Annotated in this window: 17 protein-coding genes; 10 read left to right on the top strand and 7 right to left on the bottom strand. The window is 65.1% G+C overall.

Translation table 11 applies throughout. The annotated features are described in order from the left end of the window. Positions 1-85: 85 nt before the first annotated feature. Entirely contained in the window at positions 86-577 is a 492-nt protein-coding gene (locus CSC74_RS12870) for an Lrp/AsnC family transcriptional regulator (RefSeq protein ID WP_162314881.1), read from the bottom strand. A 551-nt stretch (positions 578-1,128) separates the two neighbouring features. Between CSC74_RS12870 and CSC74_RS12875 the strand changes: the two genes are divergently transcribed. The 3 genes from CSC74_RS12875 to CSC74_RS12885 all read left to right on the top strand — a co-directional run bounded on the left by CSC74_RS12875 (position 1,129) and on the right by CSC74_RS12885 (position 4,643). Next, positions 1,129-2,229, top strand: a complete 1,101-nt coding sequence (locus CSC74_RS12875) for a helix-turn-helix transcriptional regulator (RefSeq protein ID WP_162314882.1) — start codon at positions 1,129-1,131, stop codon at positions 2,227-2,229. Positions 2,230-2,319: 90 nt separating this feature from the next. Beyond that, entirely contained in the window at positions 2,320-3,651 is a 1,332-nt protein-coding gene (locus CSC74_RS12880; RefSeq protein WP_162314883.1) for an alpha/beta hydrolase, read from the top strand. A gap of 326 nt (positions 3,652-3,977) precedes the next feature. After that, the gene (locus tag CSC74_RS12885; protein WP_162314884.1) at positions 3,978-4,643 is read left to right on the top strand and encodes a DUF2490 domain-containing protein; all 666 of its coding nucleotides are present in this window, start codon (positions 3,978-3,980) and stop codon (positions 4,641-4,643) included. Between the two features lie 120 nt (positions 4,644-4,763). Here CSC74_RS12885 and CSC74_RS12890 read toward each other — a convergent pair whose 3' ends face one another. The 4 genes from CSC74_RS12890 to argE all read right to left on the bottom strand — a co-directional run bounded on the left by CSC74_RS12890 (position 4,764) and on the right by argE (position 10,280). Continuing rightward, positions 4,764-5,339: a nuclear transport factor 2 family protein gene (locus CSC74_RS12890; protein WP_162314885.1), complete on the bottom strand. Its 576-nt coding sequence runs from the start codon at positions 5,337-5,339 to the stop codon at positions 4,764-4,766. 1 nt (position 5,340) lies between these two features. Next, positions 5,341-7,389: a TonB-dependent siderophore receptor gene (locus CSC74_RS12895; protein ID WP_246193225.1), complete on the bottom strand. Its 2,049-nt coding sequence runs from the start codon at positions 7,387-7,389 to the stop codon at positions 5,341-5,343. A gap of 402 nt (positions 7,390-7,791) precedes the next feature. Further along, positions 7,792-9,111, bottom strand: a complete 1,320-nt coding sequence (locus tag CSC74_RS12900; protein WP_162314887.1) for a spinster family MFS transporter — start codon at positions 9,109-9,111, stop codon at positions 7,792-7,794. Further along, a complete protein-coding gene (argE, locus tag CSC74_RS12905) occupies positions 9,108-10,280 on the bottom strand; it encodes an acetylornithine deacetylase (protein WP_211369637.1) in 1,173 nt (390 codons plus the stop codon). The genes CSC74_RS12900 and argE overlap by 4 nt, the downstream gene beginning before the upstream one ends. Before the next feature lie 232 nt (positions 10,281-10,512). Here argE and CSC74_RS12910 point away from each other — a divergent pair, with 232 nt between their 5' ends. From CSC74_RS12910 to CSC74_RS12935, 6 genes are all read left to right on the top strand, one after another. Then, positions 10,513-11,238: a TorF family putative porin gene (locus CSC74_RS12910; RefSeq protein ID WP_162314889.1), complete on the top strand. Its 726-nt coding sequence runs from the start codon at positions 10,513-10,515 to the stop codon at positions 11,236-11,238. A gap of 66 nt (positions 11,239-11,304) precedes the next feature. Then, entirely contained in the window at positions 11,305-12,210 is a 906-nt protein-coding gene (locus CSC74_RS12915) for an alpha/beta hydrolase (RefSeq protein ID WP_162314890.1), read from the top strand. A 295-nt stretch (positions 12,211-12,505) separates the two neighbouring features. Then, positions 12,506-13,978, top strand: a complete 1,473-nt coding sequence (locus tag CSC74_RS12920) for an APC family permease (protein WP_162314891.1) — start codon at positions 12,506-12,508, stop codon at positions 13,976-13,978. A 46-nt stretch (positions 13,979-14,024) separates the two neighbouring features. Further along, positions 14,025-15,473, top strand: coding sequence for an amidase (locus tag CSC74_RS12925; RefSeq protein ID WP_162314892.1), 1,449 nt, complete (start codon positions 14,025-14,027; stop codon positions 15,471-15,473). 43 nt (positions 15,474-15,516) lie between these two features. Then, a complete protein-coding gene (locus CSC74_RS12930; RefSeq protein ID WP_162314893.1) occupies positions 15,517-17,142 on the top strand; it encodes an alpha/beta hydrolase fold domain-containing protein in 1,626 nt (541 codons plus the stop codon). Between the two features lie 2 nt (positions 17,143-17,144). Further along, on the top strand, positions 17,145-17,900 hold the full coding sequence (locus CSC74_RS12935) for an AraC family transcriptional regulator (protein WP_162314894.1): 756 nt from the start codon (positions 17,145-17,147) through the stop codon (positions 17,898-17,900). A gap of 325 nt (positions 17,901-18,225) precedes the next feature. On the opposite strand, the gene CSC74_RS12940 is transcribed toward CSC74_RS12935, so the two are convergent. After that, positions 18,226-18,528, bottom strand: coding sequence for a sensor histidine kinase (locus CSC74_RS12940; protein ID WP_162314895.1), 303 nt, complete (start codon positions 18,526-18,528; stop codon positions 18,226-18,228). A 373-nt stretch (positions 18,529-18,901) separates the two neighbouring features. Between CSC74_RS12940 and CSC74_RS12945 the strand changes: the two genes are divergently transcribed. Then, positions 18,902-20,617 (top strand): hybrid sensor histidine kinase/response regulator, encoded by a 1,716-nt coding sequence (locus tag CSC74_RS12945; protein WP_162314896.1) that lies wholly within the window; start codon positions 18,902-18,904, stop codon positions 20,615-20,617. 124 nt (positions 20,618-20,741) lie between these two features. Here CSC74_RS12945 and CSC74_RS12950 read toward each other — a convergent pair whose 3' ends face one another. Beyond that, the gene (locus tag CSC74_RS12950; RefSeq protein ID WP_162314897.1) at positions 20,742-20,981 is read right to left on the bottom strand and encodes a hypothetical protein; all 240 of its coding nucleotides are present in this window, start codon (positions 20,979-20,981) and stop codon (positions 20,742-20,744) included. Between the last annotated feature and the right edge of the window lie 9 nt (positions 20,982-20,990).

Genomic DNA, 20,990 nt, shown 5'->3' on the forward strand with positions numbered 1-20,990 from the left:
CGTGTCGGCGCCAAAGGCGACATGACGACGGCTTTTCCACTCGCCTGGCGAGCGGATCCGGTCCCGTGCGGCCGGGCCGAAAAAATCAGCGGGGATTGCTGTTCTGTGTCAGCGGATAACCTTCGAACGACTTCATGTCTTCCATCATGAAGTTGGAGACGATCTTCTCCACGCCGAAATTCCCATCCGTCATGTCCCGCATGATGCGCTTCCAGTCGTGGATATCGCTGACCACGACCCTGAGCAGGTAATCGTAGTGTCCGCTGATGCGCAGCGATTCCACGATCTCCGGCGTCCGGGTGGCCCATTCGTCGAAATCCATGAACCTGCCGACCGAATGCCGCTCGAAGGACACCTGCGCGATCACGATGGTCACCGTGCGGATCCGGTCGATCTTGACGCTGGCGCGGTAGCCGGTGATGTAGCCCCTCTCCTCCAGATCGCGGATCCGGCGCAGGCAGGCACTGGGCGACAGCGCCACCTGGTCGGCGAGCACCCGATTCTTGATCTGGGCATCCTCCTGCAACGCCTGGAGGATCTTCAGGTCGATTCGATCGAGCGAATCCTTGTGGGACATGGGGTGCACCGGACGCAACAAGTGCCTGAAGTGTCGCCCCTGCGTGGCCATGCGACAACAGTCCACGCCTCGCAGGGGACAAGGAAGCGCTGGAACAGGCGCATGGCGTATTCACGCGTGGAAACGCCCTGCCGGCGCGTTTGCAGTCGCGCATACGCCGCATTGTTGCGTCGCCGGCGATTGTTTTTCTTGAAAAACAGGCACATAGCCCGCACCGCCAAGTCCGGGCCGGCACTGGACTACAGGCGGGCTCTGGCATTTCATGCGGGGGACGGAGCGGAGTAGTGATCGCCAATTTCCAGGATGCCGGGGGAAAGTGTCCTGAGGTTAGCGTCGGCGCCTCGAAGCAGAATTGCCGAACAGGCCGACGACTTAACCGAAACATCCCGGGATGCGCGTTTGCGCTGGTTTGCGTACGCGCCGAGCATGATTGTCCAAGACCTGGGCCGGCTCCGGTTCAAGAAGTTCGCTGCCGCAGGACGCAAGCAGCCCCGCTTCGGCGCAGGCACGATGCCCATGCGTCGGGCAACCTTGGGGGGAGGCCCTGTTCAATGATTCTCGACGATCGCACCATCGAAGAAATGCTGGGTTGCGCGGGACAGTCGGCGGAAGCGGCCCGCTGGCGCAGCGCGGCGGTACATGAAGGCCGGCGCGAACCGCTCGTTTCCGGGCATGGTTTCCGGCATCGTTACGATGAATCGGTGGGCGACGGCGGCTGGGTGTTCCACCAGCTCAACGATGCCTTGTCGATGGCCATCGTCGATTTCCGCGCGGCGCACCATATCTCGCGATTGCACCGCCACGACGACCACCTGGTGTTCTGCGCATGGATCGAGGGGCGAAGCACGATTTCCGCCGGCAACGGCCTGGCCGACGAAGAGCTCGCGCATGGGTTCTGCACGTTCTACGGCCTGCCGAGCGGCGATTCCGTGCGTACCGTGTACGAACCGAACCGCCCCCTGCGCTGGGTCTCGATCTTCCTGCGGCGCGACCGCATCAAGGACGTGCTTGGTCTGGACGCCGAGGCGTTGCCGGAGATCTTCCGCGACTACATCCTCCACCGGACGCCCACCGGCCTGCGCCACGTGCCGCTGGGCAACGTATCGAGCATCGCGGCGACCCAGGCCTTCGAATGCCCCTACCAGGGCGAGCTGCGGCGGCTCTACCTGACCGCGAAGGCGATCGAGATCGTTTGCGCGGTGATCCAGTCGTATGCGGAGGACAGCGATGCCGACGGCCAGGTGTTGCGACGGGCCGATGTCGAGAAGGTCAAACTCGCCAAGCAGGTCATCGAGGAAAACCTCGACGAACCGCTGAGCGTGTCCGAGCTCGCCGCCGCGGTCGGCATGACCATCAAGAAGCTGCAATACGGGTTCCAGGTGCTGTATCGCGGCAGCGTGGGCCAGGTCTACAAGCAGGTCCGGCTGTCGAAAGCGATGGTGCTGGTGAGCAAGAGCGACAAGTCCATGATCGACATCGCGATCGAATGCGGCTACGAATGCCCCGGCAGTTTCACCCGCGCGTTCAAGCTGGCGTTCGGTTCCTGCCCCACCCTGATGCGAACGGCGCAGATGCGCAGCGTGCTCGCGGAACTGCCGCGCGAAGACGCAGGCCTTGCGTCGCCATTCGCCGACGGGGCGCTTGTGAACTAGCCTGCATGTCGGTTCTGCTGCACGCACGGCCCGGCCATCGCCAGACGGACTATCTGAGCGTCGATCCACCCAACGACATCGAGGATTTGCATGACCAGAAGGTATTCGATCGCCGCGCTCGCCATGGCCACATGGATTGGCATCCAGGCGGCTTCCGCGGCGACCTTGCCCGTACCGGATGGCGAGTATGCCGTCGGCGTGGCCAGGACCGAATTCGTCGATCCTTCACGATTGCTCGATGCCGATGATCCTGCCAGCGGACCACGTCGATTGCCTGCGATCGTGTGGTACCCGGCGAGCGGTCATGCTGATTTCGAGCATGCCGATGCCGAAGGCTCGCCCTATCTGGAGCACGAGGTCGCCGCCACGACCTTGCCGGCCATCGCCCGCAATTTCCGCTATGCCGAGGGAGAACTGGAACCGGTCGCGCAGGCGCGCCTCGCCGTACGACCGGGTGCTGAACCCGCGCGGCATCCGCAGGGATTCCCGGTCGTGGTGTACAGCCACGGCCTGTTCCTGTACCCGGAGCAGAACAGCGCGCTTGCCGCGCGATTGGCGAGCCATGGTTACATCGTGGTGTCGATCGCGCACCCGGGGGACTCCACCGACGTACGCCTGCAGGACGGCCGCGTCATCGCGACCCGCTTCGCCGGCCCGGTGGACGACCCGCGATTCGCGGAATCGTGGAAAGTGCTCGCCGGAGGCGCGGATCTGGCCGTGCGACGCGAGGCGCTGGCCGTGTACGCGGAGTCGCTTCCGGCGACGCGCATCGGCCGTTCGCTGGTCCAGTGGCGTGACGACACGCTGTTCGTTGCCCGGTCCATCGTCGACCGAGGCGAACCCCAGTCGCTGCACGAGATATTGGCGAATGCGGACCGCAAGCGCCTCGCCTTCGCCGGCATGTCCTTCGGCGGCGCCACCTCGGCCACGAGTTGCCGACTACTGGAGGCGTGCCGGGCGGCGATCAACCTCGATGGGCAGAATTTCGATCCGGCGCTGTTCGATCGACCCGTCGGGCGACCCTTGCTGCTGATGCTGAGCGACTGGCCGCGCTACGGCCTGCTCGAAGGCCAGCCGCGGGAAGAGGATTTCAGTCCGAACGATCTCGCCTACGAGCCATGGAAGGACGCGGGCAAGGACGACAAGCTGGTGCGCGTGCGCCTGCAAGGCAGTCGCCACCTGGGATACACCGACCTTGTCGCCCTGCTGGACGGACCCAGGCGGGAAGAGCGCGTGGGCGGAATCGACGGCGGCGAGGCGCTGTCGGCGATAGGGGACGCGGCCCTCGCCTTCCTCGATACCTTTGTGCGCGATGGCGATGCCGCCGCCATCGATCGCGCGATCAAGCGCCATCCCGCGCTGGGGCGCCACGTGCCGACGCGCATGAAGCGCTGGGCTGGCGAAATCGATCCGGCCCCGTAGACCGGACACGTCCGCCTGCATGCGATCGCCGCCAGGCAGCGCGATGCATGCAGGTCCGCATACCGGCGCTGGATGATCACCAGGCGGGCGGATCGCACAGGAAATCCAGATCATCGCACCGATGGTTGCGCAACCCGCATGTCTGCCGCTACGGAGGGAAGGACTCGACGCTTCTTCACTATCCCGACTCGATGGAATAGACGAATGCACTGCAACAGGCGATCGCAGAACGGACAGTATCCGACAAGTCGGCGCACGCATTGGCACGGGTCCCGGGAATCGCCCCGACTACGATGGCGACAACTGGTACCAAAGGTGCTCGCCCGATGCGCTATTCCCCGCTTGTCCTCTCCATCGCACTGGTCGCCGTACCCGCATGGGCACGGGACGAAGACCAGCAGCTATGGCTGAAGAGTGCGGTCTCCGTCGGATTGGGCGATCGCACGAAACTGGACTTCGATGTCGAAAGTCGATTCAGCAACGATTCGAACGGCCTCGACGAAGTCGAACTGGGCGGCATGGTCACGTACGCGGTGGCAAAAGGCGTCACCCTCGGCGGCGGCTATGTGCGAAGCATCGATTATCTGCATGGCGACGTGAGCCGGACCGAGGACAGGTTACGGGCGCATTTCGGCGTTTCCGGCACCATCGGTCCGGCCAGACTGTCGGGCCGGGTTCGGCTGGAACACCGGCAGCGATCGGATGGCGATGATGCCGGTTTCCGCTTGCGTCCGCAGATCAAGGCGACCCTGCCGGTCGGCGGACCCTTCAGCCTGGTTGCTAGCCATGAAAGCTTCATCCTCCTCAACGATACCGACTGGGGCCAGCGCACCGGGTATCAGCGGATGCGCAACTTTGCCGGTGTTACATGGAGAGCCAGCGGGAGATGGTCGGTCGAAGCCGGATACATGAATCAATACGATTTCGGTCGCAACCGGGCGTCCAACGAGATGACCCATGCCCTGTCAGTCAGCGCGATGCTGAACCTCTAGGGCGATCAGAAACGCCAGCTCAGGCTGAGGGCATATTCGCGATGCGGGGCGTAGCAGTCGATCGAATGCAGGCAAGCGCGGCTGCGCCACTTCTGCGCTTTCCCGCCTGCCGCAACGGGCTCAGTCCTTGCTTAGCGGGACGAACGTGGTGTGTGCGATCTTCCACGCTCCCTGCTGCTTGACCAGCATCACCGCGACGATGAGCGGGATCTTAGGCGAACCCAGTTTGGCCGTCTTTTCCGCCGGCAATGACGGCGGAACGATGCGCGTCGGCAAGGAATCGAACGTGACCAGCGCGCTGTCGGCGTTCCAGACCTGGGCCTGGACGTCGCGCAGTTCGAATTCATAGCGCACCCCGGGAAACTCCGCCGCGAACTGGTCCTGCTCCGCCTGCTGTTGCCGCATACCCTTGCGGTTGTCGCCCCCGGCGCGTCCACCCGGATACACCATGGTGCGCTCGTCCAGCATGAGCTCGCCTTGCGCGATCAGGTTGCCGCTCTTCTCGTATTCCATGTACTGGTTGATGGTGGCGAGCACATCCTCGCGATCCCCGGCGTACGCCGATCCCGTGCCGAAGAAAAGAACCAGCGCACAGAGGCCGATGAGGCATTTTGTTCGGGGCAGGCGCAGGACCGGAAGCCGTTGCCGCCCGCCGGTTTGCATCATGCCGCTCAAGGGTCGAAGTTCACGATTCATCCTAGAAACGCCAGTCCAGGCTGAGCGCGTACTGGCGCGGCGGGCCGTAGTAGCTGACCGAATACAGGCTCTGGATGTATTTCGTGTCGGTGAGGTTGCTGACGTTGGCGCGCAGGGTGAGGTCGGGCGTGATGTCCCAGGCCGCGAAGGCGTTGAGCACGGCATAGCTGCCCTGGCGTACCCGGGCGTACTTGACGTAATCCTCCTTGTTGGAGATATCGCTCTGCCAGCGGCCGCCGATACCGAACGACACCGCCGGGTTGCCGGCCAGACGCTTGCTGAGCATCAGGTTCGCGGTGCGGCGCGGCACCCAGCTGTAGGTCGGACCTGGTGCGGGATCGTCCAGTTCGGTTGGCGGGCCCCCATCCATCGTCAGCTGCGTATAACCGAACAGCAGGTCCGTGTACTCGCTCAACCTGCCGGTAGCCTCGAATTCGAAGCCCCGGGATTCGACATCGTCGGGCCTGGAGTAGCCATACGCATAGCCCTCCATGAAGCGCGTGGCGACGTAGGTGGCAAGTCCCTCCTGCTTGGCGCTGAACCAGGCCAGCGTCGTCAGCAGGCGCTTGTCCAGCCATTCGGCCTTGACCCCGACCTCGTAGTTGGTGCCCTTGCTCGGTTCGATGTAGGCCCGGTCGTAGTCGACCGCATCCTGCGGCTGGAAGATGTAGGAGTAGTTGGCATAACCGGTGATGCGATCGGTGAAGTCGAAGGTCACGCCCGCATACGGCGCGAAATTGCGATCGGTCCTGGGCGTGTCCAGGGTCCCGGGATCATTGTCGACACCGTCGCGGTGGTACTCGGCCCAGTTGAAACCGAGGATGGTCTTGAAGCGGTCCGTGAAAGTCAGCCGCGTCGCACCGAACACACGGGTCACCCGCTGGTCCAGGGTGGTATAGACGGCGCGCTCGCCCCACACCGGTTCTTCGACCGCGTCGCCCCCGAACGGAAAGCCCGGAAGCGGTCCGAACTGCGGGCCGGTGGTGTCGGTCGGGTTGTACCAGTCGATGCTTTCGCTGCGTCCCACGCTCGCGCCGAACATCGCTTCCTGCTCATGCCCGAACAGGTCGAAGCGACCGTTGAGGGTCACATCGCCGATATGCGCCTTGGTCTCATAGGGGCTCTTGTAGGCCCAGCCGTACAGGCCCTCGTGGGTGACCGGATCCAGTCCGGCAAAGGAATAGGCCATGAAAATCTTGGAGTCGTGTTCGTAGGTGCGATAGTTGTACGAAGCTTTCAACTGCCAGGTATCGCCGATCTGGTGCGTGTAATCGATGAAACCGGCCTGGGTGGTCGAGTTCCAGTAGGTCCAGTCCTGGGTGGGCGACGCACTGCGGTCCCACTCGATCTGGTTGCCGTCGGTGTCGATGTAGCTCAGCGCCCCCCACATGTTGTTGTTGGTGTCGGCCTTCTGCCAGGAATAGCCGAAAGCCAGCGTGCCGTTCTCTCCGACCTGGCCGTCCACCACGCCGTAGAAATAGCTGCGGTCGCTTTCGAAATCGCGCAGGTAGGAGTCGCTGTCCTCACGCGCCGCCACCACGCGGCCGGCCCAGGTTCCGCTGTCGTTGAATGGCGTGGAGTAATCGGCTTCCAGGCGGCGTCGGTTTTCCGAACCGAACGTGATCCCGACCTGCCCCTGCTCCTCGTTGGTCGGACGCTTGCGCACGTAGTTGATGGTGCCGGCGGCATTGCCCACGCCGGTCAGCAGGCCGTTCGCGCCGCGGATCACTTCCAGCTTCTCGAAGCCGAAGGAATCCATCGCGTTGGTGACCAGACCCCAGCCATTGGGCAGGCCGACGCCGTCGATCTGGGTGTTCTTTATTTCGAAACCGCGGGAAAGGAACTGGGTGAGGTTGGTCGACACCTGCTCGACCTGTATGCCCGTGGCCAGGTCCAGCGCATCGTTGAGACTGTCGGCGCCGAACTGTTCCATCTGTTCCTTCGAAACCACGCTGATCGACTGCGGGGTCTCCTTGATGTCCAGGTCCAGGTTGGTCGCGCCGTTACTGACGCGGCTGGCGCGCTGGCCAACCACCAGGATCCTGTCCAAGTCCGTGGCTTGTTGGGAGTCCGACGTTTGGGCGGTCTGCGCATGCGCGTTCACGGCGGCCAGCAGGCCCACCGTCAGCAAGGAGAGGGCGGGGAAACCTGGAGAGCGTTGACAAGATGTGGTCATTGGAATTCCTGGCGGTCTATCGGGCGGACGGTGCGGGAAATGTCGAAGCGGGGAATACTGGAGCGTGATTGCTGGAAGGCGTCGCTCGCGATCTGCGCGAACATGGGGCCCACCGAAGAAGCGGGGAAGATCGCAACTGTCACATGCAATCGGCAGAATGCGTCATGCGGGCCGCTCTCCTCCGGTAATTGCGTCTGGCGGCAGTGGCGCGCCTGCCCCCTTACGTTGAACTTGACGCAGCCGGCCGCTGGCTGCTTGGCGGATCAGAGCAGGCGCTTAGCCATTCGATGCAGGCATCACGGCGGCCGCCTCGCGCATGGCGATGTCGCCGCGAAGATGCCGCGCCGCCATGACGAAGCCGAACACCGACACGGCGGAACCGGCCATAGCCGCGAGCATGGCGTAGCGCAGGGAATCCTCGCCCAACGCCGGTTTCCATAGATCGCTGGCGATGCCGACGAACTGCGGACCTAGGCCCAGGCCGATGATGTTGTCGACCAGGATCAGGGTCGCGACCGCGGTCGCGCGGCTGCGCACCGGCACCAACCGCTGGATGATGGTGATCGTCGGGCCGATGAACGCGGCGGTCAGCGACAGCGGGATGATCGCGGCCGCCAGCGCGATGCCGGTGTCCTGCGCGAGGAAACAGATCGGCGCCAGGGGCAACGGCGCCAGTGCCGCGATCGCGGGCACGTAGGAATACCAGCGCTGGTCGTTGCGTCCGAAGCGGTCGGCGAAGTGACCCGCCGCGTAGGTCGCCAGGCCGCCGCAGACTCCCATGATCAGCGCCATGGTGATGCCTATTTCGCTGGTCGACAGGCCATGGCTACGGGCGAGGAACAGCGGGAAGAAGCTTCCCAGCGCATAAGAAGTGAAACAGGTCGAACAGGCGCCGAGCGCGGTGTAGCGGAACGCACGGCTTTGCCAGATCTGCCGCATCACCATCCCGAAGGCAGGCGCCTGCTCCTGCGACACGCCGGAATCGATCGCACCACGCTCGGGGTCGCGCACCGTCGCCAGCACCACCACGGTCAGCACCAATCCCGGCATGCCGGCGGCGATGAACGCAACGCGCCAGCCCCAGGCCTGGGCGATCACCCCGCCCGCGGCGAACGCGACCAGCACGCCGAGGTTTGCGCCAGTGGCGTAGATGGCCTGCGCCCGTCCGCGTCGTTCCGGCGGATACAGGTCGGTGATCATCGTCTGCGAAGCAGGACCGGTACCGGCCTCGCCGACGCCGGTCAGGATGCGGGCCAGGACCAGTTGCCAGAACTGCACCACCAGGCCGCAGGCGATGGTCATCGCCGAGAACAGCGCCAGCGAGACAGCGATCAGCCGGCGGCGATTGACGCGGTCGGCCAACAGCGCCAGGGGCAGGCCCATCGTCGCGTAGAAGAACGCGAACGTCGGGCCCACCAGCAGTCCCAGGAAAGTATCCGACAGGCCGAACTCCGCCTTCACCTGGGGCAGCAGGATCGCCAGGACCTGGCGATCGATGAAATTCACCAGATAGATCGAGGTCAGGACGCCGAGTATCCAGTTGCGGCTGCCGACGATGCGGTTGGAGGCGCCGGCGCTGGCGCGGTCGCCGCTCACTTGCACGACGCTTCGATCAACCGGTCCATGAACGCCTCGCCTGCGGCGAGCTGGCTTGTCTCGACATATTCGTCCGGCTGATGGGCCTGGGCGATCCAGCCGGGCCCGCAGATCACGGTCGGTAGTCCGGCGCGTTCGAACAATCCCGCCTCCGAGACATAGGAGGCGACATCGCGGTCGGGCGTGTCGGCCAATCGGGCCACCAGTTCCAGCGCAGGCGCATTGCCGGCGCCGGTCAGGGGCGGCACGTCGGACAGGATCTCGGTGGCGATGCCGCAATCGGGGAAACGCGCGCGGATGCCCGATTCGAGTTGCCTGGCATAGGCCTCGACCTCGTCGTACACCGCCCGCGCCTCGATCGGCGAGGCCGAACGGATATCCCAGATGAAGGAACACTCCCTGGCGAGGATGTTCGGTGCGGTGCCGCCGTGGACAACACCGATCGTCACCGTGGCATGCGGCGGCTCGAAGCCGGCCGCAGCCGGCGGCGCCGAGGCCAGGCGGTCTGCGATCTCCACGATCCGCGACATCAGCCGCGTCGCGACGATGTTGGCGCTGACCCCCAGATGGGTCTGGCTGGAATGCGCCTCGTGGCCAAGCACGGTGGTGCGCAAGCCCATGATGCCCTTGTGCCTTTCCACCACCCGCATCCCGGTCGGTTCGCCGACGACCACCAGGCTCGGCGTGCGCACCTTCGCCATCAGCGTCTCGATCAGCGCTGGCGCCCCCAGCAGACCGACTTCCTCGTCGTAGGACAGCGCGAAATGGATCGGCCGCTTGAGTCCGGCGGCGAGCATCGCCGGCACCCGCGACAGGCCGGCGGCGATGAAGCCCTTCATATCCGCCGAGCCGCGGCCGTGCAGCCTGCCGTCGCGTTCGGACAGCGTCCAGGGATCGCTGCTCCAGGCTTGTCCATCCACTGGCACGACGTCGGTGTGTCCGGACAGCACGACCCCGCCGGCAACTTCCGGCCCGATGGAAAACAGCAGGTTCGCCTTGCGACCCTCCGCGCCCACGATCCGGGTCGAGCGCACGCCAAGGGTATCCAGCCACATCTCGATCGCCTCGATCAGGGCGAGATTGGAATTGCGGGACGTGGTGTCGAAGGCGACCAGCCGCGCGAGCCATTCGCGCGCGCTGGCAGGATTGAAGGAGTCGATAGTCGCCAAGGTCTGTCCTGTCGTTGCGTAATCCCCCGAGCCTAGCCGCGCGGCGCCATGATGGACAAGCCGATCAGGACGGCGGCTTAGCCGAAACGGCACCGGGTACGCATCATGGATGCCTGCGCTCGGCGGCGCGAACCGCTCGGTCCACGGGCCCGCGGGTGCACGCATCCATTCCTGCGAAGCAGCGTAACGCTTTGGTCAAGAGCGACCGATCGGCGGCCGTTATGCTGCGGCCATGAAACCCTCCTTGCTCATCCTCACCTGTCTTGCCGCATCCTGTCCGCCCGCCATCGCATCGGCCGCCGAGTCGAATGGATCACTTCACTGGAGCAACGGCGCCGTCCTGTCCACCGAGTACGTCTGGCGCGGCCAGTCGCTGACCGACGGCAAGCCGTCGATCGTCGGCGAACTCAAGCTGAACCACGACAATGGCGCCTACGCCGGCATATGGGCGGGCAATCTCGATCTGGGGCCGGGGACCGACACGAGTGCCGAGTTCGACTACTTCATCGGCTGGGGGAAAAAGTTCGGAAAGGTGTCCCTCAACACCGGTTATCTCTACCGGCAACGTCCCTCCGACACGCTCCCGCTCGATTTCCAGGAAGTCTCGGTTTCCGCCTCGTACGACTTCGGCGTCGCCCGCGCAGGTGTGGGCAGCTACTACTCCTGGGACTATTTCCAGGACGGGAATTCAACCTACAACTACGCCAACCTGCGCGTGCCCCTCGGCAAACCGTACGGCGTGCCGGTGTCCGCAGTGGTCGCCGCCGGCCATTACGACTTCAGCAACCGGGCGATCGGCAACTACAGCAATATCGACCTGCGCCTCGTCGCACAACGGAAATCCTGGGAATACTCGATCGGCTACAGCGACACCGATATCGATCCCGCACGCTCGGGCCTGCTGACACGCGACCAGAGCGACGCGCGCTGGCGGGCGCAAGTCCTGGTCATGTTCTGAGCGGGCGCTCTTCGGCCAGGCCATGGGCGCTATTCTTGGATCGACGAACCGCCGGGGAGAAACACGATGCGAGCATGCAAGACGCTGGTCTGGATAGTCGCAATCACCGTGGGCGCCTTGTTGCCTGCCGCGCGGGCCTGGGCCACGCAGGCGGCCCCGCCTGTCCCGGCATCGCCGGCACCGCAGGGTTACACGATGCCGTCGACGCAGGTCTGGGACATGGCGTCCGACAACGGCGACGCGTATCGCATCTTCGTATCCTTCCCCAGCGAGGGCGAGCCGCCGGAAGACGGTTATCCCGTGCTGTACGTGCTGGACGGCAACGCATACTTCGCATCGTTCGCGCAGGCGCGGTGGGTCCAGGAATATCTGCCGGTCGGCAAGTCGATCGTCGTCGGCGTCGGCTATCCCACCGATGAGGCCTGGGACGTGCGCCGGTTGAACGATTACACGGCGCCGCTGCTCGATCCGCCGCCGCGGCAATTCCGCGAACTGGCGAAGTACAAGAGCGGCGCGCGCAAGGAATTCCTCGATTTCATGACCGGCAAGCTGCGGACCGAGATCAACCGTCGCTACCGCACCGACCCCGACCGCCATTCGCTGTTCGGCCACTCGCTGGGAGGCCTGTTCGCGCTGTATGCGCTCTACGAGCGCCCAGGCGCCTTCCATTCGATCGTGGCCGCCAGCCCGTCGATGGAGTGGAACGAACAGGGCATCCTCGATGACGAACGCGCGTTCACCGCGCGGCTGACCAGCGGCAAGACCGGCAAGACCAGCCGGCTGATGGTGGTCGTCGGCGACCAGGACACCGACGATGACCCGGAACCGGCGCGCGCGCTCGTCGACCGACTGGATCGGCTGTCCGGCTACGGACTGCGCGTGCGCCTGCACCGCTATCCGGACGAAGTGCACGTCAACGTACCTGCCCGGTCGGTGACCGACGTACTTAGGTTCGCGTTCGAAATCCGCTGAAGGGTGGCGGTGCCACGCGCACCGGGTGATGGCTGCGGCCGTCAATAGGCAGGTTCGGCAAAGTCGGGGGGCGGGATGGCGAAGCATTGAACCTTCGCCACGGACAGCATGAAACCGCCATGATCGATCGACCACATCCCCTCGCCCCGTGCGCAAGCCTGCGGGCATCGACCCTGCCGCCGCGCTCTGGCGGGACGGAACAGCCGGTGCCGTATCCGGCGTTCGCCACCCGGCCCGTGCAACGGTACCCGGACGATGCGTTGTCCAGGGCCGCAACCAAGAATGGGGATTCCCGATGACGATTCCTTCGCAGCCGGACGGAGCTCCGGGGCTGCAGCTTCGACTCGGCTGGCATTCGTTGCTGGTCCTGGGTGTGGCCAACATCCTCGGCGCCGGGGTCTATGTCCTGATCGGCACGGCGGCGTCCCTGTATGCCGGTCCCGCGGTGACGATTTCCTTCCTGATCGCCGGCATGGCCTGCCTGCTGGTGGGTCTGTGCTATGCCGAACTGGCCTCCAGCGTGCCCGAATCGGGTTCGGCGTACAGCTACTGCAAGCACACGCTGGGGATCGGCCCGGCCTGGGCATTGGGCTGGCTGCTCTTCCTGGAGTTCAGCGTGGCCGCTTCGCTGCTGGCGGTCGGTTTTGCCGGCTATTTCGGCAGCCTGATGGCGGACCTGGGCGTCGTTCTGCCGAAAGCCATCTCGACGCCGGCGGTCCAGTTGCTGCTGGGGGAACAGGGCAAATCGTTGGTTTTCACCGGCAATGCCAACCTGGTGGCCGCAGCTGCGGTGCTGGCCGCAGGCGCGATCGTTGCCCTGGGGACGACCCGCTCCTCGTTGGCCAACACCATCCTGGTCCTGGTGAAGGTGCTGGTGCTGGTCAGCTTCATCGTGGTTGGCGCGACGGCGGTCGATCCCGGCAACTGGTCGCCGTTCCTGCCGCCCAACGAGGGTGGTTTCACCTATGGATGGGAGGGCGTGGCGCGCGCGGCTTCGCTGCTGTTCTTCGCCTTTCTCGGCTTCGAGACCGTGTCCACGGCAGCCGCCGAAACCCGCAACCCGCAGCGTGATGTGCCGATCGGCATCCTCGGCTCGCTGGCGATCTGCGCCACCCTCTACGTGTTGGCGGCGATCGTGCTGACCGGCCTGGTTCCGTTCCGCGAACTCGACGTGCCCGATCCGATCGCAGTGGCGGTCGATCGCATCGGCTGGCCGCAATTCGCGGTGGTGATCAAGATCGGCGCGCTCGCCGGCCTGGCCTCGGTGCTGCTCGCCAACGCCTTCGGCCATTCGCGCGTGTGCTACGCGATGTCGCGCGATGGCCTGTTGCCCGACGTGTTCAGCCGACTGCATCCGACCCGCAACAGCGTCTGGATCGCCAACCTGCTGCTGGCCGCGCTCGCCGCGATCAATGCCGCGCTGCTGCCGATCTCGGTGATGGCGGACCTGGTCACGTTCGGCGTTGCGCTCATGTTCGCGATGGTGGCGATCAGCCTGATCCGGATCCGCAGCTCGCAACCCGAACGGCTGGGCCGCTTCCGCGTTCCGCTGGGTGGCGTACGCATCGGCGGCCTCTGGTTCGGCGTAGTCCCGGTGCTGGCGATACTGATGAGTTTCGCCATGACCCTGCCGGTGGCGCTGGACATCGTGCGGCAGGCACGTAACGGCGACCTGCTCCCGGTCGTGCTGCTGACCGTCTATGCCGTGATCGGGGGCCTGCTGTACCGGTTCTATGGTCGCGCCCGCGCTTTGCAACGCAACGCCTGACACCGCCCTTCCCTCACCCACTCCCGCCACAAGACGGAATCTTTGCATGTCCCGCAACACGCTTACGCGCTCGGATGCCTTCGCGATCGGCCGCCTGGACGCGCATGACCAGGCCGCGCTGTTGCGCTCGGGAAGCCTGCAAGCCGCTGATCTGGTCGAGGCAGCCATCCTCCGGATCGAAGCGCTTGATCCACAACTGCAGGCGTTGAGTCACCAGGCATTCGAATCCGGACGCCGCGAGGCGGCGGCGCTGGATCGCGCGGACGCCAGAACGGCGACTTCCGGCCCGATGGCAGGCGTACCGTGGTTGCCGAAAGACTCGCTGGATTATCCGGGCATGCCGACGCGGTCGTGCTCGCGCAGTCGCAGCGGCGTGCTGGTGGAACGCGGATATCCGTATGTCGAGCGACTCATCGCACAAGGCCTGGTCGCGGTCGGCAAATCATCGATGCCGGAGTTCGGACTGCTCGCCTCGACCGAGCCGCTGCAGGGGCCGGTGACCCGCAATCCCTGGTCGCTGGCGCATTCGCCGGGAGGCTCCAGCGGAGGTGCCGCCGCCGCAGTGGCTGCCGGCCTGGTTCCCTTCGCGCACGGCAGTGACGGTGGCGGATCGATCCGCTTGCCTTCCTCATGCTGCGGCGTGGTCGGCCTCAAGCCCGGTCGCGACAGCACGGTGCGCGTGCGCGGCCGTCATCTGGTCGAAGACCTGCTGGTGGCCGACAGCCTGCACTCGCGCAGCGTGCGCGATACCGCCTGGGCTTTCGCCGCGACCCATGTGCAAGCGGGTCGCGCGATGATCCGGGAACCCTCTCCCCGGCGCCTGCGGATCGCGGTGATCGAGCATGGCCTGCGCGGAGCTGCGCCTCACCCTGAAGTGAGGGATGCCATCGCGCGCACAGCGGATTTGTGCGCGCGACTTGGACATCGCGTGGAACGCGTCCAGTGGCCGCTGAACGGTCACGGATTCCTCAACGCATTCGAGGATCTGTGGTCGCACCTGGCCGCCGATGCGGTCGACGCCGCCACCGCGCTGATCGGTGGGCGCCGCCTGGAAGACGCGGTGGAGCCATGGACGTTGGGGCTTGCCACTCGCGCGCGCAACCTGCCCACCCATGCTCTGGAGGCGGCCTATCAGCAGATCGCACAACTGCCGCGACAACTGTCGGCATTCTTCGGCACGCTCGACGTCGTCTTGACCCCGGTGATCAGTGCGCCGCCTCCGTTGCTGGGGACTTTCGCACCGGATGTTCCGTTCGACGCGTTGATGAAGACGATGTTCGAGTGGATCGACTACACGCCGCTGCAGAACATGGCCGGTACGCCAGCGATCTCGCTGCCGCTGTCCAGCGACTCTCGCGGCCTGCCCATCGGCAGCATGTTCGCGGCCGACCGCGGACAGGAAGACACGCTGCTCGCACTGTCCTACGAACTCGAAGCGGCGGCCCCCTGGGCCGATCGCTGGCCGGCCCATTCGGTGGCCGGTCTCGCCCATTGAGCGCTACCCATTGAACGCCGCCCCTTCCCCTCGCAAACAGACCATGGCCAATCCTTCCTTGTTCCAGCCTCTTTCCCCACGCGACGTTGCCGATCTCGTCGCCGAACAGCCGCTCGCCTGGATCGTCTCCGGTGCGGCCGGCGCACTGTCGTCCACACCGCTGCCGGTTCAGCTTGAATGCGATGCGGAGGGCGAACCGCTGCGCCTGCTCGGGCACTTCGCCCGCAGCAACCCGCAGTGGCGCGCATTCGCCGAAGATCCGCGCGCGACCGTGCTGCTGGTTGGCCCGCACGGCTACGTCTCGCCGTCCTGGTTCGCCGATCGCACCCGCGCGCCGACCTGGAACTACGCGACCGCGGTATTCGAAGTCGACATCGAACTGCGCGACACGCAGGAGGACGCCGAGCGCCTGCTGCAGCACCTGGTCGATGATATGGAACACGAACGTCCGGGCCCATGGCGCTCCGAAGAAATGGGCGAACGCTATTTCAACTTGCGCAAGGGCATCGTCGGCTTCCATGCGCATGTCCGCGACGTCAAAGCCACGTTCAAACTCGGCCAGGACGAACGCGACGACGTCTTCGACGACATCCTGCGCGGACTCTGGAATACACGGCAGCATGCGCTGGGCAAATGGATGCGTCGTTTCGATGGCGGCCGCGGCGCTGGCGCGATCGACGCGATCACACCGACGGCCAAGCCGCTGGATCCGGAGATCGCCGGGTTCATCGACAGCGTGATCGCCGAAGGCCGCCGCATCACCGCCGGCCGCACGCTGGACTGGCCGGCCCGCCGCGAGATCGTGGAGCAGGTTCGCCGCCCCTGGTGCGAGGGGGGCCCAGTGCTCGCGCGCACCGAAGAGATCTTTGCCGACACCCGCCACGGACCGGTACGCCTGCGTATCTACGATCCCGCGCCCGGCACGGCGAAGCCGACGCTCGGCTTCCTGCATGGCGGAGGCTGGGCGATGTTCAGCCTGGACACCCATGACCGGGTGATGCGCGAACTGGCCGCACGCGCCGGTGTCGCCGTGGTCGGCATCGACTATGCACTGTCGCCCGAGGCTCGCTATCCAGTCGCATTGGAACAGGTCGTCGATGTCGTGCGCTGGCTGCAGGTGAACGGCGCACGGCACGGTCTCGATGCGGATCGGCTGGCGCTGGGCGGAGACTCCGCCGGCGGCAACCTGACCACCGGCGCACTGCTTAAATTGCGCGACGCCGGCGAGGGTCGCCGCGTCGCCGCGGCGCTGAACTACTATGCCGGTTATTCGCCCGATTGCTCGCCGCATTCGCGCCGCCGCTATGGCAGCGACGCGGACATGCTGACCGCCGTCGAAGTCGATACGTTCTGGAACCAGTACATCTCCCGGCCCGCCGACCGCAACGATCCCTACACCCATGGACTGTTGGCCGACGTGGAAGGACTGCCCCCCTTCTTCATCGGCGTCGGCGAATGCGACATATTGGCCGAACAGAATCTGGCGATGGCGGGCAAGCTGCTCGCCTCCGGCGTTGGCGTCGAAGTGAAGCTTTATCCGGGCGCGCCACACAGCTTCATCGAGGCGGTCGCGGTGTCTTCCACTGCCCGGCAAGCGCTGGAGGATGGCGCCGCCTTCCTGCGCCGGACGTTCAATCTTGGTCGCACGCTGTCGGCAGTAGGCGACTGAGCGTGCTGTCCACGAGCATGTTGCCTGCACCGGCAGTTCGAATATGCGGCCTCGTCCTGCGCCCACGACAGGCGCTGGTGCTGCACGGCGACGAATGCGCGCGGCTGCTTGTCCTGCTTTCAGGCGCGGTCGCACTGGAAACGGGCGATGTCCAGTTGGCGCTCTCTCCACAACGCGCGGCCTGGCTGCCGGCAGGCGCCGCCTATCGCCTGGAATGCAGTAAGAACACCGTCTTGCGGGAACTGCGCTTCGAACCGGCTCCACCCGGCATGTCTGCGGACCTGCGCGGCGTCGAGCCGACCACATTGCTACTGGCCTTGCTGGAGGACTTGGGTGCGGACGATGCTCGCGCGCCGGAGGACGGACGGCACGAAGCTGTCGTCGCACTGCTGTTGGACGAGATCGCACGCCTGCGCTGTTTCCAGACGATCACGCGGTTGCCGCGCGATCCCCGATTGCGCCGGATCTGCCAGGCCATCCTCGAAGATCCGGCGAACGACCGGCAGATAGACGATTGGGCGTGCGCGGTCGGCCTGAGCCGTCGGACACTGACCCGGCTGTGCCGCAGCGAACTGGGCGAAGGGCTGGCCGCGTGGCGGCAGCAGGTCAGAGTGAAAGCCGCGGCCGTACACCTGGCTCGCGGCGTCCCGGTCTCGCGCACGGCCAACCACGTCGGCTACAACAGCGTCGGCAACTTCAGCCGCACCTTCCGTCGCATGCTGGGCGTGCATCCCAGCCGATTCGCCCGTCCCGACTGAGAAAACGCTACATCAGGCCGGATTCGCCATGGAACAGCCGGTCTTCACAGCGGATCGCCCCGCTGCCATCCATCCCATCGCCGGGACTTCTCGCCTTCCATGCAATAGGCCCTGGTCCTGCATCTCATCTGCGACACTCCTGCCTGCATGACCTTCATGCGGGTGGCCTCGCTCGGTTGAATCCACGGTCGAAAGCAGCAGGCCTAGGCGAGATATTCCACAGCGCTGGCTCCACCGGCAAGAGGCGAGGCCGAACAACTGGCGCAGCATCATCCGCATTTCGCGCAACGCGGTGCCGACATCGAAGGTCCCGGTACGGGTGACCTCACTGGCGGCTGAAGCTGAGCAGCTTCTGGGCGACCGCGATCGCGCGACGCGTCGCCGATTCCACCCCGGTCAGGGCTTTCCGCACTTCGTCGTCCGTATCGGCGCGCTTGCCGCGCGCGGTATAGCCCAGCACCGACCCGAGCAGGTGGTTGAAATCATGGGCCACGCCACTGGCCAGGCGTACGACGGCTTCCACTTTCTGCGAATGGATCAGCTGTTCCTGCATCCGTTCGCGTTCGGAAATTTCGGCCTGCAGGCGCTCGCCCGGTTCCAGCGGCAGTGCCGAAGGATACAGATGCACCAATTTTCACTTATGATCACCAGGCGTGAGAATATCGGTGCGGAAATTCTGTTCGCGCCTTCGATGCAATGAACGTGTGACCATTATTATCGTGACGAGCCACTATATGCCAACGTGATGCCCCTCATATCGAGTGGCCGCAACGGTGACGGATAGCTAACTTTGAATGTACCGGGTTCCAGTAATTGCATCTGCACGGTGGCGATTGTCCACGCGGTGACCTTCGGAAACACATGAAGGAATATCAAGTGACGGAACATCTCCGGCAGGTCCCGCCAAGCCTGCCTGCACGCCGCACCCAGGCAAGGCCGGGGCTCGATACCTGCCATGCCGTCGGGACTCCACCTGGCCGCCGCGACCGCTGCACACGCGCATGATCGCCGATGAAGCGCTACGCGGGCCCTGGCAACGCAGCATCGACTGGATGCGGCGGATACCCGTTGATGCACCGCAGGACAAGCGCAATGCGTTGATGCTTGAGACCGTGCTCTTCATCGCCGGTGCCGCCGCATTGTCGATGGCGCTGGTGTCCCATGTCACGGCAGGAGCGGCGGGCCGCGCCGCAACTTTGGGCGCCTTGGCGATCGCCGTCTTCGCGTGGTCCGGGGTCCTGTTGTCGCGCCGGGGGTACTTCCGGCTCTCGGCGAGCCTCACCGTCGTCGGCGGAATGACGCTTATCTGGCTCAGCTATGCGACCTACGGCTTGCAGGCTCAGTCCAGCCTGCAGATGACGCACCTGATGCCGCTGTTGTTCGCCGGACTGCTGCTGGGAAGGGCCGCGGTCTGGTGGACGGCCCTGGCCAACGCCATCGCGCTGGTGATCGGCGCCTGGGTCGACATGGCGCACGCGACGAACGCCGCCGCCGCATCCGCCGTTCTTCCCAACCTGTTCTTGTCCGCGATGAACTTCCTTGTCCTGGCGGTGATTCTGGACCGCCTGATCCTGTCGTCGCAGCGCGCGATCCAGCGCAGCGTGGAACTGGAGATCGAGATCGAGCAGAAGGAGCTTGCCTACGCACGCCTGCTGCAGACGCAGAGGATGGAAGCCATCGGCAGGCTTTCGACCGGCGTCGCCCATGATTTCAACAACATCCTCAGCGTGATCCTGGGCCTTGCCACGTCGAGCAGGCATCGTGGCTCTGTCGACACCATCCTACCCGGCATCCGCCAGGCGGCGCGGCGCGGCGCGATGATCACCCGCCGCCTGCTGAGTTTCAGTCGCACCCAGGTTCGCCAGGTGTCGACATTCGACCTCGCTGCCGCTGTCGACGAAGCGCGTACGCTGATCCTGCCGATGTTCGGCCACGATATCGAGGTACGACTGGATATTCCCCATCCCGGTCCGCTGATCAGGGCCGACCGCGATGAGCTGGAGTTGAGCCTGTTGAACATCGTAAGCAATGCCTGCGACGCGATGCCCAAGGGCGGTCGATTCGACCTGTCCATAGAATCCGGCGACGACCACGCCTTGATCAGCATCGAGGACACCGGCGTCGGCATGGCGCCGGATGTGCTGGCCCGCGTGTTCGAACCGTTCTTCACGACCAAACCGAAGGAAAAAGGAACCGGTATCGGCATGGCCATCGTGCACCGCTTTGTCGCCGACAGCGGCGGCAGAATGGATATGGACAGCGCGCCTGGCCAAGGAACACGCATCCGGATCCGGTTGCCGTTGGCGACCCGGGACGCGGCTCCGCACGAGACAGGCATGCCAGCATTGCGGATCCTCCTGGTCGGCGGCGATCCGGAGCTTTCACAATTGGCGGCGCAGCTGACTGCGGCGCAAGGCTACCGCCTGGTCCAGGCCGCCGACGCCGATGAAGCCATCTCCCATGCGTTTCAATCGGCCGCCTTCGACGTTGCGATCACAGGCCACGCCATGGCCGATGCCGACGCGGCGAGGCTGCTTCGCGAGTTGGGCAGGATGCTTCCGAAGGCACGTCTGGTGCTGGTCTCCGAGCATCCCTCCGGTGATGACCCGGACCCGCCCCGCATCCAGCGACTACGCAATCCGCTCGCGGGCGAGCAACTCCTGGAGATATTGCGGACTGCCGAGGCGGACCGCGATCCGCCGCGCGCCGCAGGATGATCCAGACGCGCGTGGAAGGATTGACCGGACCGTCTACCGGGGCCTATCGCCTGAATCAAGCGGATCCGCGTATCGATTCGGCTTGAGTGAATTGTCGGGCGGCATCTGCGTCCCGCCCAATAAGCTACTGGTTGCGCTGGGCGAGCAGTCTGCGCCAGCCGAGGAGAAAAAAGCCAGCGGCAGAAACCATGAAAGAAATGGAGGCGACCGCTTGCCCAAGAGCATAGCCATGCTCATAGGCCGCGCCCAGCGTATCCGGCAACACAGCCGAAGCGTCGGATACCAAAGACTTCATCCCGCGGAGCAGAAAGACGCTGCCAGCAAAAAGGAAAAGGCAAGGAAGGTATTTGTGCAGGGTCGACATGGCAGAACC

It is taken from the genome of Pseudoxanthomonas yeongjuensis (genome assembly GCF_010093345.1).
GTDB lineage: Bacteria > Pseudomonadota > Gammaproteobacteria > Xanthomonadales > Xanthomonadaceae > Pseudoxanthomonas_A > Pseudoxanthomonas_A yeongjuensis.